This is a genomic window from Pantoea dispersa, assembly GCF_019890955.1.
GTDB lineage: Bacteria > Pseudomonadota > Gammaproteobacteria > Enterobacterales > Enterobacteriaceae > Pantoea > Pantoea dispersa.
In genome coordinates this window covers 3,173,994-3,188,986 of the sequence record NZ_CP082346.1, presented here as the reverse complement: position 1 = coordinate 3,188,986, position 14,993 = coordinate 3,173,994, and the positions used below count along the sequence as shown (strand labels likewise).

General features: G+C 58.9%; 13 protein-coding genes. 8 read left to right on the top strand and 5 right to left on the bottom strand.

The features are described 5' to 3' along the window. Positions 1-205: 205 nt before the first annotated feature. From fhuA to fhuB, 4 genes are read left to right on the top strand one after another with little or no spacing between them, the layout of a single operon-like run. The gene (fhuA, locus tag K7H94_RS15010) at positions 206-2,419 is read left to right on the top strand and encodes a ferrichrome porin FhuA (protein WP_222951267.1); all 2,214 of its coding nucleotides are present in this window, start codon (positions 206-208) and stop codon (positions 2,417-2,419) included. A 44-nt stretch (positions 2,420-2,463) separates the two neighbouring features. Beyond that, on the top strand, positions 2,464-3,258 hold the full coding sequence (gene fhuC, locus K7H94_RS15005; RefSeq protein ID WP_222951266.1) for a Fe3+-hydroxamate ABC transporter ATP-binding protein FhuC: 795 nt from the start codon (positions 2,464-2,466) through the stop codon (positions 3,256-3,258). 9 nt (positions 3,259-3,267) lie between these two features. Beyond that, on the top strand, positions 3,268-4,146 hold the full coding sequence (gene fhuD, locus K7H94_RS15000) for a Fe(3+)-hydroxamate ABC transporter substrate-binding protein FhuD (protein ID WP_222951265.1): 879 nt from the start codon (positions 3,268-3,270) through the stop codon (positions 4,144-4,146). Continuing rightward, positions 4,146-6,122 (top strand): Fe(3+)-hydroxamate ABC transporter permease FhuB, encoded by a 1,977-nt coding sequence (gene fhuB / locus K7H94_RS14995; RefSeq protein WP_104094027.1) that lies wholly within the window; start codon positions 4,146-4,148, stop codon positions 6,120-6,122. The genes fhuD and fhuB overlap by 1 nt, the downstream gene beginning before the upstream one ends. 35 nt (positions 6,123-6,157) lie before the next feature. On the opposite strand, the gene hemL is transcribed toward fhuB, so the two are convergent. Beyond that, the gene (gene hemL, locus K7H94_RS14990; protein WP_021507502.1) at positions 6,158-7,438 is read right to left on the bottom strand and encodes a glutamate-1-semialdehyde 2,1-aminomutase; all 1,281 of its coding nucleotides are present in this window, start codon (positions 7,436-7,438) and stop codon (positions 6,158-6,160) included. Positions 7,439-7,659: 221 nt separating this feature from the next. Between hemL and erpA the strand changes: the two genes are divergently transcribed. Continuing rightward, positions 7,660-8,007, top strand: coding sequence for an iron-sulfur cluster insertion protein ErpA (gene erpA, locus K7H94_RS14985; protein WP_021507501.1), 348 nt, complete (start codon positions 7,660-7,662; stop codon positions 8,005-8,007). Positions 8,008-8,040: 33 nt separating this feature from the next. Here erpA and K7H94_RS14980 read toward each other — a convergent pair whose 3' ends face one another. The 3 genes from K7H94_RS14980 to mtnN form a co-directional block, all read right to left on the bottom strand. Then, the gene (locus tag K7H94_RS14980) at positions 8,041-8,292 is read right to left on the bottom strand and encodes a hypothetical protein (protein ID WP_058780468.1); all 252 of its coding nucleotides are present in this window, start codon (positions 8,290-8,292) and stop codon (positions 8,041-8,043) included. Positions 8,293-8,398: 106 nt separating this feature from the next. Further along, positions 8,399-9,205: a vitamin B12 ABC transporter substrate-binding protein BtuF gene (gene btuF, locus K7H94_RS14975; RefSeq protein WP_222951264.1), complete on the bottom strand. Its 807-nt coding sequence runs from the start codon at positions 9,203-9,205 to the stop codon at positions 8,399-8,401. Next, positions 9,198-9,896: a 5'-methylthioadenosine/S-adenosylhomocysteine nucleosidase gene (mtnN, locus tag K7H94_RS14970; RefSeq protein WP_215800359.1), complete on the bottom strand. Its 699-nt coding sequence runs from the start codon at positions 9,894-9,896 to the stop codon at positions 9,198-9,200. The genes btuF and mtnN overlap by 8 nt, the downstream gene beginning before the upstream one ends. Positions 9,897-9,994: 98 nt before the next feature. Here mtnN and dgt point away from each other — a divergent pair, with 98 nt between their 5' ends. The 3 genes from dgt (at position 9,995) to K7H94_RS14955 (ending at position 14,423) form a co-directional block, all read left to right on the top strand. Then, a complete protein-coding gene (gene dgt / locus K7H94_RS14965; protein ID WP_058770587.1) occupies positions 9,995-11,488 on the top strand; it encodes a dGTPase in 1,494 nt (497 codons plus the stop codon). Between the two features lie 136 nt (positions 11,489-11,624). Further along, the gene (gene degP / locus K7H94_RS14960) at positions 11,625-13,064 is read left to right on the top strand and encodes a serine endoprotease DegP (RefSeq protein WP_222951263.1); all 1,440 of its coding nucleotides are present in this window, start codon (positions 11,625-11,627) and stop codon (positions 13,062-13,064) included. Positions 13,065-13,265: 201 nt separating this feature from the next. Beyond that, positions 13,266-14,423: a CdaR family transcriptional regulator gene (locus tag K7H94_RS14955; RefSeq protein WP_222951262.1), complete on the top strand. Its 1,158-nt coding sequence runs from the start codon at positions 13,266-13,268 to the stop codon at positions 14,421-14,423. Between the two features lie 38 nt (positions 14,424-14,461). Here the strand turns inward: K7H94_RS14955 and K7H94_RS14950 are convergent, their stop codons facing one another. Continuing rightward, the gene (locus K7H94_RS14950) at positions 14,462-14,854 is read right to left on the bottom strand and encodes a DUF3461 family protein (RefSeq protein ID WP_010616197.1); all 393 of its coding nucleotides are present in this window, start codon (positions 14,852-14,854) and stop codon (positions 14,462-14,464) included. Positions 14,855-14,993 lie beyond the last annotated feature (139 nt).

Here is a 14,993-nt window from a genome sequence, read left to right as displayed (position 1 = left end):
TAACTCCCTCTGGCGCTGCGGCGCCTTTTTCTTTGCCCGCCATTTTTTTAGCCGCGATCATGGATATGTGCGATCCGCTGGCAAACTCACCGCCAGCAGGCATTACATCTTGCGGTGCTTGCCAGGTTTCGCCTAAAATCCGTGCGTCTAATAATCATTCTCGTTTCCATTCGCCTGCATTGTTCTATTTTCATGAGATCCCACTATGAATGCGCGAAACACTTTTCCTTGTTCTCTGCGCGCGGTGACCACCCGTCGACCGCTCGCGTTATTGATTTCCCTGACTCTGGGCACACTCAGCATGCAGGCGCTGGCCGAAGATACCGTGGTGGTGACGGCTGATGGCGGCAGCGGCGTCGCGCAGGAGAGCGCATGGGGACCGTCGCCGACCATCGCCGCCAAACACAGCGCGACCGGCACCAAAACCGATACGCCAATCGAGAAGAATCCGCAGTCGGTGTCGGTGGTGACGCAGGAAGAGATGTCAATGCATGCGGTGACCAGCGTCAAAGGTGCGTTCAATTACACGCCAGGCGTGCTGACCGGTAACCGCGGCAGCTCGGACGTAATTGACGCGCTGTCGATTCGCGGCTTCAGCGAAACCAACACCAACCAGTATCTGGATGGCCTGAAGCTGCAGGGTGACAACTACTCCGAATTCGCTATCGATCCTTACTTCCTTGAGCGCGCGGAGCTGCTGCGCGGTCCGGTTTCGGTGCTGTACGGTAAGAGCAACCCGGGCGGTGTGGTGTCACTGGTGAGCAAGCGGCCGACCCAGGAGACGCTGCGTGAAGTCCAGTTCCAGATGGGCACCGACAACCTGTTCTCCACCGGCTTCGATTTTGGCGGCTCACTGGATGATGACGGCGTTTACAGCTATCGCCTGACCGGCCTGGCGCGCAGCGCCGATGCGCAACAGGAGATGAACAAAGAGAAGCGCTATACCCTTGCGCCTTCGTTCAGCTGGCGTCCCGATGCCAATACCCGCTTTGACCTGCTGACCTACTTCCAGAACGAACCGGAAACCGGCTATTACGGCTGGCTGCCGCGTGAAGGCACCGTGGTGGGCATCACCCGGCCGGACGGCAGCAGCTATAAGCTGCCCACCAATTTTGATGAAGGCGAAGACAGCAATAAGATCTCGCGCAACACCAAAATGGTTGGCTACAACTTTGAGCACAGCTTTAACGATACCTGGACGGTGCGCCAGAATCTGCGCTATGCCGAAATGCAGACCGATTATCGCAGTATTTATGGCCGAACTTTTAATCCAGCAACGCTGGAAATCAATAGGATGTATGCTGGTTCGAAAGAGAAACTTAACCAGTTTGCTGTTGATACTCAGGCGCAGGCAAAATTTGCCACTGGCGCTGTTGAACATACTGTTTTAGTAGGTGTTGATTACCAGCGTACCCGAAATGATATTGATGCAATATTTACGGGCGCAACGCCAATAAGCATAGTCAATCCACAGTACGGTAACGATAGTCTGGTTGGTGCACCTTACTTATATCAATATCTGAATAAACAGGAACAGACTGGCTTATACACGCAGGATCAAATGGAGTGGAATAGGTGGGTCCTGACGCTGGGAGGCCGCTATGACTACGCAATGACATCAGCGTTAAATCGTAACGGTGATGTCGAGGATAAGAATCACGATCAGGCATTTACCTGGCGTGGTGGTCTGAACTATGTGTTTGATAATGGTATTGCACCTTATTTCAGTTACAGCGAGTCCTTTATTCCAACGTCCGGAACGACCTCAACCGGTAAGGCTTTCGATCCTTCCCGCGCTAAGCAGTATGAAGCTGGCGTAAAATACGTACCTAAAGATCGGCCAATTGTCATTACTGCTTCGGTTTATCAAATCACCAAGGATAAGAATTTAACTGTCGATCCGTCTAATTCGTCATTTAGCGTGCAGAGCGGTGAAATTCGATCGCGTGGTATTGAATTCGAAGCGAAAGCGGCGGTCAACGCGAATGTTAATGTGACAGCTGCATATGCGTACACAGATGCAGAATATACGCATGATACGACTTTAAAAGGCAGAACACCGGTTCAGGTGCCGAAGCATATGGCATCGCTTTGGACAGATTATACCTTCCATGAAACGGCGCTGTCTGGATTTACCATCGGTGCTGGTGTTCGCTATACCGGTGAAAGCAAAGGATTGTATGAAGAGTCAATCCAGAACGGAGCGAAATCCAACCAGAACTTTGACGTCGCCGCCTACACCACTGTAGATGCCGCACTGAAATATGATCTGGGCCGCTTCGGCTTGCCGGGCTCAACCGTCGGCGTCAACATCAACAACCTGTTCGATCGCGAATACGTTGCCAGCTGCTACCGCGACTACGCCTGCTACTGGGGCGCAGAGCGCCAGATCGTCGGTACCGCCACCTTCCGCTTCTGATACTGAACACAGGGCGCTGTGGCGCCCGTTAACCAGGGATTATCATGCAGCATCCGCACCACGCAGAAACCATCTTTTCACTGGAAAACGTCAGCTTCCGTGTGCCCGGCCGCACGCTGCTGCATCCGCTGTCGCTGACTTTCGCCCCGGGCAAAGTCACCGCGCTGATCGGGCATAACGGTTCCGGTAAATCCACGCTGCTGAAGATGCTCGGCCGTCACCATGCCGCCAGCGAAGGGCGCGTGATGCTCAACGGTGAGGCGGTTGATACCTGGAGCAGTAAAGCCTTTGCACGTCAGGTGGCCTATCTGCCGCAGCAGCTGCCCGCGGCGGAGGGCATGACGGTGCGCGAGCTGGTGGCGATTGGGCGCTATCCGTGGCACGGCGCGCTGGGGCGCTACGGCCAGGAAGATCGCGATCGGGTGGACGAGGCGATTGCGCTGGTTGGACTGAAACCCTTCGCCGGGCGGCTGGTGGACAGCCTGTCCGGCGGCGAACGTCAGCGCGCGTGGCTGGCGATGCTGGTGGCGCAGAACAGCCGCTGCCTGCTGCTGGATGAACCCACGTCGGCGCTGGATATCGCCCATCAGGTTGATGTGCTGGCGCTGATTCAGCGCCTCAGCCACGAACGCGGCCTGACGGTGATAGCGGTATTGCACGATCTCAACATGGCGGCTCGCTACTGTGACCAGCTGGTGGCGCTGCGCGCGGGCGAAGTGATCGCCGAAGGCGGACCGGAAGCGATTATGCAGGCCGGGGTGCTGGGTGATATTTATGGCATTCCGATGGGCATTCTGCCGCATCCGCAGGGCGGCGCGCCCGTCAGTTTTGTCTACTGAGGCCTTGTGATGTTCGACATTTCCCGTCGCCGTCTGCTGACCGCGCTGGCGCTCTCACCGCTGATGAACCTTGCACCGCTGCGCGCCGCGCCGCCGGACAGCCAGCGCATCCTGGCGCTGGAGTGGCTGCCGGTGGAGTTGCTGATGGCGCTCGGCGTCGCCCCGCTCGGCGTGGCCGATCTGCACAACTACGCCATCTGGGTGGGTGACCCGGTGTTGCCGGCCGGCACCCTCGATCTCGGCTTACGCACCGAACCCAATCTGGAACTGATGACCCAGCTGGCACCGTCGCTGATCCTGCACTCCAACGGTTACGGCCCGGCGGTCGACAAGCTGGAGCGCATTGCGCCGACGATGGGCTTTGACCTCAACAGCGGCGATGGCAAACCGTTCACCACCTCGCGCACATCGCTGCATGCGCTGGGTGCCCGGCTTGGCCTTGAAGCGCAGGCTCAGGCCCATTTGCACTGGGTGGATGGTGAAGTGGCGGTCGCGCGTGAGCGGTTACGTCCGTGGGCGCAGCGTCCGCTGCTGCTGATGTCGCTGATGGATCAGCGTCACGCCATTACCTTCGGTAAAGGCAGCCTGTTCCTCGAAGTGATGGAGCAGCTTGGCCTGCGCAATGCCTGGCAGGGCGAAACCAACTTCTGGGGCAGTGCGGTGGTCGGGCTGGAGCGGCTGGCGGAGGTCGGTGACGTTGAGGTGATCTGCTTCGATCACGATAACGAACGCGATATGCAGCAGGTGACGCAAAGCGCACTGTGGCAGGCGCTGCCGTTTGTCCGTTCCGGCCGTTTCCGGCGGGTGCCGGCGGTGTGGTATTACGGCGCCACTTACTCAGCCATCAAATTTATTCGCGTGCTGGAACGCGCGCTGGAGTCGCACTGATGCGCAACCGTCTGTTTCCCGTCGCGCTGCTCAGCGTGCTCAGTTTACTGGCGCTGGCGCTCACGTTTATCAACCTGCGCCAGGCGCTGCCGCTGGCGCAGTGGCAGCAGGCGATGTTCGCGCCGGATATCGATAACATCCGTCAGGTGGTGTTCCACTACAGCCTGCTGTCGCGGCTGGCGCTGGCGCTGCTGGTCGGGGCCGGACTTGGCCTCGCGGGCCTGCTGTTTCAGCAGGTGCTGCGCAATCCGCTGGCGGAGCCGACCACGCTGGGCGTCTCTTCCGGCGCGCAGCTTGGCCTGACCGTCGCCACTCTGTGGCAGCTGCCGGGCGGGGAGCTGACGCAGCAGTTTGCCGCGATGGGCGGGGCGGTGCTGGTCGGCGTGCTGGTGTTTGGCATCGCCTGGGGCAAGCGTCTGTCGCCGGTGACGCTGATCCTCGCCGGTCTGGTACTGAGCCTGTATGCCGGCGCGGTTAATCAAATCTTTGCCATCTTCAATCACGATCAGCTGCAAAACATGTTTCTGTGGAGCACCGGCGCGCTGAACCAGCTCGACGGCCACAACGTGGCGCTGCTGTGGCCGCGCCTGCTGCTGGCGTTCGCACTGGCGCTGGCGCTGTTGCGTCCGCTGACGTTGATGGGGCTGGATGATGGCGTGGCAAAAAACCTCGGTCTGGCGCTGTCGGCGGCGCGCATTGCCGCGCTGGCGCTGGCGATCCTGCTCAGTGCGCAGCTGGTTAACGTCGCCGGTATCATCGGCTTTATCGGGCTGTTCGCGCCGCTGCTGGCGAAGATGCTGGGGGCGCGTCGTCTGCTGAGCCGCTTGCTGCTGGCGCCGCTGATTGGCGCACTTCTGCTGTGGCTGGCCGATCAGTGCGTGCTGTGGCTGACCGCGCACTGGCGTGAAGTGTCAACCGGGACGGCTACCGCGCTGATTGGCGTGCCGATTCTGCTGTGGCTGCTGCCGCGTCTGCGCACGGGCTCGCTGCCGCCGGCGATGAATGCCAGCGACACTGTGCCGCAGGAGCGGCAGGCCGTGCTGCGCTGGTGTCTGGCGGGCGTGATGATTTTGGCGCTGTGCAGTCTGGCGGGCATTGCGTTTGGGCGCGACGCACACGGCTGGACGTGGGTCAGCGGCGATATGCTGCAACAGCTGCTGCCGTGGCGCGTCCCGCGCGTGCTGGCGGCGCTGGTGGTCGGCACGATGCTGGGCGTCGCCGGGGTGCTGATTCAGCGTCTGACCGGTAATCCGATGGCCAGTCCGGAAGTGCTGGGCATCAGCTCCGGGGCGGCCTGCGGGGTAGTGGTTATGCTGTTCTTTGTGCCCGGCAACGCGGTCGCCTGGCTGCTGCCGGCCGGCGTGCTGGGCGCCGCGCTGACGCTGCTGGTGATTATGCTGGTGGCCAGCCGCGGCGGTTTTGCACCGGAACGCATGTTGCTGGCCGGAATGGCGCTGAACAGTGCGTTTGTCACGTTACTGATGGTGTTGCTGGCGAGCGGCGATCCGCGCATGGCCGGGCTGCTGAGCTGGATTTCCGGTTCGACGTACAACATCTCAATGACGCAGGCGCTGCAGAGTGCTGTCGTGGGCATGATACTGGTGGCGCTGGCACCGCTGGCCAGCCGCTGGCTGACGCTGCTGCCGCTCGGCAGTGCCACGGCGCGCTCAGCCGGCATGGCGCTGAACCGATCGCGCTTCAGCCTGCTGTTGCTGGCGGCTGCGCTGACCGCCACCGCGACGCTCACTATTGGTCCGCTGAGTTTTATTGGCCTGATGGCGCCGCATATTGTGCGCATGCTCGGCTTCCGTCGCGCGCTGCCGCAATTGCTGATGGCTGGCCTGCTCGGGGGTGGCCTGCTGGTGTTCGCCGACTGGTGCGGTCGCATGCTGGCCTTCCCGGATCAAATCCCGGCGGGTCTGATGGCGACCTTCTTCGGCGCGCCGTATTTTATCTGGCTGCTAAGGCGCGCTTAGTGAAGCGGGGCGCTATCAATGGCGCCCCGGCAGGTTTACAGCTGCGCGAAGCAGCGGCGGGCGGCATCGACGGTGCGCTGAATATCTTCCTGGCTGTGCGCCAGTGACATAAAGCCGGCCTCATAGGCCGATGGCGCGAGGTAAACACCTTCCTGCAGCATCAGATGGAAGAAACGCTTAAAGCGCTCCACATCGCACTTTGTCACGTCGGCGTAGCAGGTCACGCTGTCGGCGTCGGTGAAGAAAATACCGAACATGCCACCGACGTGGTTCACCACCAGCGGGATATTTTCCGCCTCCGCCGCCGCCAGCAGGCCAGCACACAACTGGTCGGTGAGTGCGGTTAGGGTCGCATGGGTGCCAGGCTGCGCAATCTGCGACAGGCAGGCAAAACCGGCGGCCATGGCAATCGGGTTGCCGGACAGCGTGCCCGCCTGATACACCGGGCCGGTGGGGGCCAGCGCGGCCATCACTTCGCGGCGGCCGCCAAAGGCACCAACCGGCATACCGCCGCCGATGATCTTGCCGAGACAGGTCAGGTCTGGCGTAACGTCGTAATAAGCCTGGGCACCGCCCAGCGCCACGCGGAAGCCGGTCATCACTTCATCGATAATCAGCAGCGCGCCAAACTCATCGCACAGCGCACGCAGGCCCGGCAGGAATTCCGGCTGCGGCGGGATGCAGTTCATGTTGCCTGCCACCGGTTCGACGATAATACAGGCGATCTCTTGCGGATACTGCTCAAACGCCGCGCGCACCGAGTCGAGATCGTTATAGGTGCAGGTCAGGGTGTGACGGGCGAAATCTGCCGGCACGCCCGGCGAGTTGGGCTGGCCGAGGGTCAGCGCACCGGAACCGGCTTTCACCAGCAGGCAGTCAGCGTGGCCGTGGTAGCAGCCCTCAAATTTGATGATTTTGTCACGCTGGGTGAAACCGCGCGCCAGGCGGATGGCGCTCATGGTGGCTTCGGTGCCGGAGTTAACCATCCGCACCATATCCATGCTTGGCACCAGCTCACATACCAGCTCGGCCATTTTCACTTCCATCTCGGTCGGCGCGCCAAAACTCAGGCCGCGCGCGGCGGCTTCGATCACCGCATTGCGAATGGTGGCGTTATTGTGGCCCAGCACCATCGGTCCCCAGGAGCCGACGTAATCGATATAGGCTTTGCCATCGGCATCATACAGATAGGCACCGTCGGCGCGTTCGATGAACAGCGGCACGCCGCCCACGCCGGTAAAGGCACGCACCGGGGAGTTCACGCCGCCCGGGATCAGGCGTTGTGCTTCGGCATACAGGTTTTCTGACTTACTCATGGTTCGGCTCCTGCTGTTCTGGAAAAAATCTGGCGCCATTCTACGGAAGAGCGGCCGGTGAAGAAAGGCGCGCGGCCGCTTGCGCCTGCGACATTGCTATACTTTATGCCATAACTGGCGGCACACAGTGTCAAGGGCGCTACTTGATTGCACTGGACGGCTGGCAGATAATAGCGAAATTGAGGTCGTTTTCTGACCTGGACGTTTACCCGGAGTAAAAGATGAGTGACGACGTAGCCGCGCTGCCTCTGCAGTTCACCGATGCAGCAGCGAAAAAAGTAAAAAACCTGATTGCGGATGAAGAGAATCCGGCGCTGAAACTGCGCGTATATATCACCGGCGGGGGCTGCAGTGGCTTCCAGTATGGTTTTACTTTTGACGATCAAATGAATGACGGCGACATGACCATCGAGAAGCAGGGTGTGGCGCTGGTGGTTGACCCGATGAGCCTGCAGTATCTGGTGGGTGGATCGGTTGACTACACCGAAGGTCTGGAAGGTTCCCGCTTTATCGTGACCAATCCCAACGCCAAAACCACCTGCGGCTGCGGCTCCTCTTTCAGCATCTGATGCTGGGCTGGCTGCCGTTCTGGCAGCCAGAACTCACCACTCAATGGTCACCAGGCGTGCCGTTTCACGGCGCATCGCATCGCGGTTCAATACGCTTTGTGTCACGCGCGGCTGCGCGCTGAAATGCCGGCCGCAGTCAACAGACGGCAGCGTCTGCTCACTCGGGCGTGAGATATCGCAGCGGGAGAAAATCGTTAGCGAGACGGCGATAGAGCCCGTGGTGGTTGCCGCACCGATCGGTGCAGCCACGATCAGCCCTATGGCCAGCAGCAGCGCTCTGGTCATGGTGAAATCCTGGTGATGTCAAAAGTGCGCTACGCGCTAAAAGGGCACAGAGCATACGTGGCCGCTGTGCCTTGTTATTTGATTTTCGACATGAATCGTCGAATCTTTAGTCTGGTAATGCTTTATTTTTCGTCGGATGTAAAGCTTCGCACAATTGTTTTGCCGCCAGCAGCAGGCGCGGACCCGGCCGGCTCAGCCAGTCATCGTTAAGCGCAATCACCGGCACGTTAAGCTGCGGCTGCCAGAAGCGCGCGACGCTGGCGGCACGGCTGGCATCACCGCCAGTGACAATCGCCTGCGGGTGCCGCGTCAGCACCTGCTCCCGGCTCACCTGAGGCCAGCTCACGCTGCTGTCAGCAAAGATATTGCGACCGCCGCACAGGGTGATGACCTCATTCTGCAGCGTGCTGCGTGCGGCGGTAAATAGCGGCTGCTGGCCAAACTGCAGAAACAGCGGCACCGGCGTTTGCTGCTGATAGCGCTGACGCAGCGTCTGCAACTGCTGGTGTAACGCCTGCGCGGCCGCGGTGGCCCGCTGGGGCTGTGGGCTCCAGCGCTGCAGCGCCGCCAGCGCGTCAATCATCTGGTCGAGTGATTGCGGATCGATCCATTCCACATGGATGCCCAGACGCTGCAGCTGCTCAACCTGGCGCAGTGGATTGCCGCCGCGCCAGGCCAGTACCACATCCGGTCTGAGCTGCGCAATGCGTTCAACGCGAATGCCCTGCCAGTTCGCCACCTGCTCCAGCTGGCGAGCAGCGGCGGGATAGTCTGACCAGGCGCTCACCGCCACCGGCGTGATGCCGGCGGCAAACGCCAGTTCAGTGAGATGCGGCGACAGGGTAATGACGCGCGGTGCGGCCAGCAGACTGTGGCACAGCAGCCACAGCCCGAGCAGCAGATATTTAGCCACGCGCCAGCTGAGCCAGCAGGTTTTCCACCATCAGCGACGACTGTTTAGCCGCCACGCTGAGGAACTCTTCGAAACTCAGATGCGACGCTTTATCGGCCACGTCAGAAATAGCGCGTACCACCACGAACGGCACCTTAAATTGATGGCAAACGTGACCAATCGCCGTGGCTTCCATCTCTACCGCAATCGCCTGCGGGAAGGTGCTGCGGATACGCTCCAGCGGCGCGGCGCCATTAATGAAGGCGTCTCCGCTGACCACCAGACCGCGCACCGCGTTGAGATCCAGCTGTTTGATCACCCGCTCTGCGGCGTCAATCAGCGCACTGTCCGCGACAAACGCCGCCGGGCAGCCCGCCATCTGACCAGGCTCATAGCCAAAAGCGGTGACATCGGCATCGTGATAACGCACTTCATCGGACACCACGATATCGCCCACCTGCAGGGTTGGCGCCAGACCGCCCGCGGAACCGGTGTTGATCACCAGATCCGGTTTGCACAGCTCCAGCAGCAGCGTGGTACCCAGCGCCGCCGCGGTTTTGCCGATGCCCGATTTCAGCAGAGCCACCTCAACGCCGTTGAGCGTACCGGTGTAAATTTCGCAGCCGGCCAGCGTCAGCGTCTGACGGTTTTCAATTTTGTCACGCAGCAGTGTGACTTCCTGCTCCATCGCGCCAATAATGCCTGCTTTCATAAAGAATCTCGCTGTAGTTATGGATGTATAAGGCTAAAGTGAGGCATAGTCTAACATGGCTCAATGGGGATCAATTCAGGAAAAAATAAGGGGTAACAATGGCGACGATCAATTTCAGGAAGAAGATCAGTTTCACCCGCCCTTATACCAGCCGCAAAGATCCCGAAGGCGAATACTTTATTACCCGCCACTTTGAAAGCGATCGTGGACGCATTATTAATTCTGCCGCGATTCGCCGTCTGCAACAAAAAACCCAGGTGTTTCCGCTGGAGCGGAATGCGGCCGTGCGCTCGCGCCTGACCCATTCGCTTGAGGTGCAGCAAACCGGGCGTTACATCACCAAAGAGATTCTGCATACGCTGAAAACTCAGGGCGGCGGGCTGGCGGCTTACGGCCTCGATGGCTTTGAGGGCGCGGTCGAGAGCCTGGTGGAGATGGCCTGCCTGCTGCACGACGTCGGCAACCCGCCGTTTGGCCATTTTGGTGAAGCGGCGATCAATGACTGGTTTGATGACAATCTGCCGGCCGAACTGGTGGATCCGCTGGTGGCGGGCGTGGCGGATGACGCGCAGCGTGCCGATTTCGACCGGTTAAATGCAATGATTCGTCAGGATTTGTGCCATTTCGAGGGGAATGCGCAGGCCATTCGGCTGGTGCATACCCTGCTGCAGCTAAATCTTAGCTATGCGCAGGTAGCGTGTATTTTAAAATACACCGCGCCGGCGTGGTGGCAGGGCGATAAGCCGGCGGAGTTCAGCGTGTTAATGAAAAAGCCGGGTTTCTATTTATCCGAACGTGAATATGTGGCCGATCTTCGCGCGGCAACGGATATACCTGAGCACCACCGTTATCCGCTGACCTGGATAATGGAAGCGGCTGACGATATCTCCTATTGTATTGCCGACCTTGATGACGCCGTAGAAAAAGACATCTTCACCGTCGATACGCTCTATCATTCTTTGCTCAACGCCTGGGGCCCGGTGAAACCCGGCGACGCGTTCAGCCGCACCATTAATGAAGCGTGGAAAGAGGCTAATCAGAAAAAGCGTCGCAGTATTAGCGATCAATTTTTCATGTCGCTGCGGGTCAACGTTCAGAGTGTGCTGGTCAGCCATGCGGTGCGCCGCTTTGTTGATAATTTACCTGCCATTTTTGCCGGCAGCTTTAACCATGCGCTGCTGGAAGATGACGGTGATGAAGGGCGCCTGTTAAAATTATTTAAAACCGTGGCGCGCCAGCAGGTGTTTAATCACCCTGAAGTTGAGCAGCTGGAATTACAGGGTTATCGGGTCATTAAAGGATTACTGGAAATTTATCAGTCGCTAATGCAGCTCGATTATGAACAGTTTACCACGTTAATGAATGAGGATTTTCTCGCGAAACATCCGATCGAAACCCGACTGTTTCATAAACTTTCCGGTAAACATCGCAAAGCTTATCAGCAACAGATGCGTAACCTGGTGGTGCAGCATAAATATCAGCGATTGTTATGGGAACGTTATTACCGCTCGCGACTGATTCAGGACTATATCAGCGGGATGACGGACAATTACGCCTGGGATGAGTATCGTCGGTTGATGGCGGTGGAATAAGCGCAGTTTTGTAAAGACGAAGAATAAATTTTTACCTTTACCCAATACTTTATCAGGAACTTCGCGCTAAAAACTTAATCTCATCATCACGACCACAGCAATGGTCTGCACGTTAATTTCAGAGAGACACAGACGAATGAAAAAAAGCACATTAATGTTAAGTGCGCTGGCGCTTAATCTGGGCATGGCGTTAAGCCCTGTCAGTGTTTTCGCGGCGGAGACAGCGTCTTCCTCCAGTCAGCAACTGCCCAGCCTGGCACCCATGCTGGAAAAAGTGATGCCTTCCGTGGTCAGTATCAGCGTGGAAGGCAGCACCACGGTGAAAACCCCGCGCATGCCGCAGCAGTTCCAGCAATTCTTTGGCGATAATTCCCCCTTCTGTCAGGACGGATCGCCGTTCCAGGGTTCACCTATGTGCCAGGGCGGCGGCGGTGACGGTAGCGACGATGGCGCCAACGCGCAGAAGCAGCAGTTCCGCGCGCTCGGTTCTGGGGTAATCATCAACGCCGACAAAGGCTATGTGGTTACCAACAACCACGTGGTGGATAACGCCACCAAAATTCAGGTACAGCTGAGCGATGGCCGTCGCTACGATGCTAAGGTCATCGGCAAAGATCCGCAGTCTGACATCGCGCTGATCCAGCTGCAGGATGCGAAAAACCTGACGGCAATTAAGATTGCAGACTCCGACAATCTGCGCGTCGGTGATTACACCGTGGCCATCGGTAACCCGTACGGCCTGGGCGAAACGGTCACGTCCGGCATCGTCTCGGCGCTGGGGCGCAGCGGCCTTAACGTCGAAAATTACGAAAACTTTATCCAGACCGATGCCGCCATCAACCGCGGCAACTCCGGCGGTGCGCTGGTTAACCTGAACGGCGAGCTGATCGGTATTAACACCGCGATCCTCGCACCGGACGGCGGCAACATCGGTATCGGCTTTGCCATCCCGAGTTCCATGGTGAAAAACCTGACCGCGCAGATGGTGGAGTATGGCCAGGTGAAACGCGGCGAGCTGGGCATTATGGGCACCGAGCTCAACTCCGAGCTGGCTAAAGCGATGAAAGTGGATGCGCAGCGCGGCGCCTTTGTCAGCCAGGTGCTGCCAAACTCCGCGGCGGCGAAAGCCGGCGTGAAAGCGGGCGATGTGGTGGTCTCTATGAACGGTAAAGCGCTGACCAGCTTTGCGGCGCTGCGTGCGGAAGTCGGCTCGCTGCCGGTCGGCACCAAACTGCAGCTGGGCCTGCTGCGCGACGGCAAACCGCTGAACGTGACGGTTGAGCTGCAGCAGAGCTCACAGGATAAAGTGCAGTCCGCGACGATTTACACCGGCATTGAAGGCGCCGATCTCAGCAACGTCGACAGCAACGGCCAGAAGGGCGTGCGCGTGGACAGCGTGAAAGCCGGCAGCGCTGCGGCACGTATCGGCCTGAAGAAAGGCGATGTGATCCTCGGTGTGAACCAGCAGGCGGTAAGCAACCTTGGCGAGCTGCGTAAAATCCTCGACACCAAACCGTCGGTGCTGGCGCTCAACGTCAAGCGCGGCGACAGCAGCCTCTATCTGCTGATGCAGTAATCCTTTTATTGATCTCTCAGGCGAGCTTCGGCTCGCCTTTTTTATTGCCTGTATGCTGCTGCGCCCTCAGTCATCTGTGCCTTCCCAGTGTGACCGCTGCCGCAATTCCGGTAATCGCCCTGCGGCTATGTGCAGTTGCACAATGCCAGGGGCAATCGGGATGCGTATTCTGTCGGTTCGTCCCGAATTCAGGAGTGTTTGATGGCCACCTATCATCTTGATGCGCGACTGGCTCAGGATATCGTTGCCCGCACCATGAAAATTATCGACAGTAATGTCAACGTGATGGATGCGCGCGGCCGCATTATTGGCAGTGGCGATCGCGAGCGTATTGGCGAATTGCACGAGGGCGCGCTGCTGGTGCTGTCACAGGGCAGGGTGGTCGATATTGACGAAGCGGTAGCTAAACACCTGCACGGCGTGCGGCCGGGCATCAATTTGCCGCTGCGCATTGATGGCGACATCGTCGGCGTGATTGGCCTCACCGGCCAGCCCAGCACGTTACGCCACTACGGCGAGCTGGTGTGCATGACGGCAGAGATGATGCTGGAACAGGCGCGCCTGCTGCATATGCTGGCGCAGGACAGCCGCCTGCGTGAGGAGCTGGTGCTGAACCTGATCCGCAGCGATACGCTGTCGCCAGCGCTGAACGAATGGGCGCAGCGACTGGGCATCGATCTCAATCAGCCGCGTGTGGTGGCGGTGGTGGAAGTGGACAGCGGACAGCTGGGGGTCGACAGCGCAATGTCAGAGCTGCAGCAATTACAGACGCTGCTGACCACGCCCGATCGCGATAACCTGATCGCCATTGTTTCGCTCACCGAAATGGTGGTGCTGAAGCCAGCGCTGAATGCCCATGGCCGTTACGATCAGGACGATCATCGCCGCCGCGTCGATCAACTGCTGCAGCGTATGAAAGAGAGCGGTCAGGTGCGGATGCGCATCGCGCTCGGCAATTTCTTTACCGGGACCGGCAGCATTGCGCGCTCTTACCGCACCGCCCGCACCACCATGATGGTGGGCAAACAGCGCATGCCGCAGCAGCGCAGCTATTTCTATCAGGATCTGGTGCTGCCGGTACTGCTGGATAGCCTGCGCGGCGGCTGGCAGGCCAGCGAGCTGGCACGTCCGCTGGCAAAGCTGAAGAGTATGGACAATAACGGTTTGCTGCGGCGCACGCTGGTTGCGTGGTTCAGCCATAACGTGCAGCCGAGCGCCACGGCGCGCGCGCTGTTTATTCATCGCAACACGCTGGAGTACCGCCTGAACCGCATCTCGGAACTGACCGGCCTTAATCTGGCGAACTTTGACGATCGGCTGCTGCTGTATGTGGCGCTGCAGCTTGATGAGCAGGCATAAAAAAGGCCAGCAGTGGCTGGCCTGAGAAGCGGCGGGAATTAGCGACCGTTGCGGGTCAGCTGATCGAGATCGGATTCGATTTCCGCGATTTTGTTCGACACCACGTTCTCCAGATGGCGCAGATCGGCGAGGATTTTGCGCTTCAGATCCACCTCTACCTGATCGCGCTGGCAGATCTGATCCAGTTCGTCGATCACGTAGCGCAGGTTAGGGCTGATTTCCTGAATCTCTTTATAACCCTGGGTGGTGTGATCGGCCACCACGGTTTTGCGCTGACGCGGGTATTTGAACTTCACGCTTTTGGCGAAGAACTCGCCCTTGTCTTTGCGGAAGTAGATTTTCAGGATGTCGTTGTTGGCTTCCTGACGCAGGCTGTAGCGGTCAATGTCTTCAGGATTGCTGATACCTAAGCTTTTCAGGTTGTCGTACATAGCGTTTATATTCCATCTGAGAGTGAGTGAGCGCGCAGGATTATCATCATCATTCGGCTGCGTAATAAGCGCAACGAACCGAACGCTTACGGCATACTTAATCAACTGTAGACACAAAAACCGGGATGAACAGTGCGCG

Coding starts and splice junctions, on each gene's coding strand:
- fhuA (WP_222951267.1), top strand. CDS start 206: ATGAATGCGCGAAACACTTTTCCTTGTTCTCTGCGCGCGGTGACCACC.
- fhuC (WP_222951266.1), top strand. CDS start 2,464: ATGCAGCATCCGCACCACGCAGAAACCATCTTTTCACTGGAAAACGTC.
- fhuD (WP_222951265.1), top strand. CDS start 3,268: ATGTTCGACATTTCCCGTCGCCGTCTGCTGACCGCGCTGGCGCTCTCA.
- fhuB (WP_104094027.1), top strand. CDS start 4,146: ATGCGCAACCGTCTGTTTCCCGTCGCGCTGCTCAGCGTGCTCAGTTTA.
- hemL (WP_021507502.1), bottom strand. CDS start 7,438: ATGAGTAAGTCAGAAAACCTGTATGCCGAAGCACAACGCCTGATCCCG.
- erpA (WP_021507501.1), top strand. CDS start 7,660: ATGAGTGACGACGTAGCCGCGCTGCCTCTGCAGTTCACCGATGCAGCA.
- K7H94_RS14980 (WP_058780468.1), bottom strand. CDS start 8,292: ATGACCAGAGCGCTGCTGCTGGCCATAGGGCTGATCGTGGCTGCACCG.
- mtnN (WP_215800359.1), bottom strand. CDS start 9,896: ATGAAAGCAGGCATTATTGGCGCGATGGAGCAGGAAGTCACACTGCTG.
- dgt (WP_058770587.1), top strand. CDS start 9,995: ATGGCGACGATCAATTTCAGGAAGAAGATCAGTTTCACCCGCCCTTAT.
- degP (WP_222951263.1), top strand. CDS start 11,625: ATGAAAAAAAGCACATTAATGTTAAGTGCGCTGGCGCTTAATCTGGGC.
- K7H94_RS14955 (WP_222951262.1), top strand. CDS start 13,266: ATGGCCACCTATCATCTTGATGCGCGACTGGCTCAGGATATCGTTGCC.
- K7H94_RS14950 (WP_010616197.1), bottom strand. CDS start 14,854: ATGTACGACAACCTGAAAAGCTTAGGTATCAGCAATCCTGAAGACATT.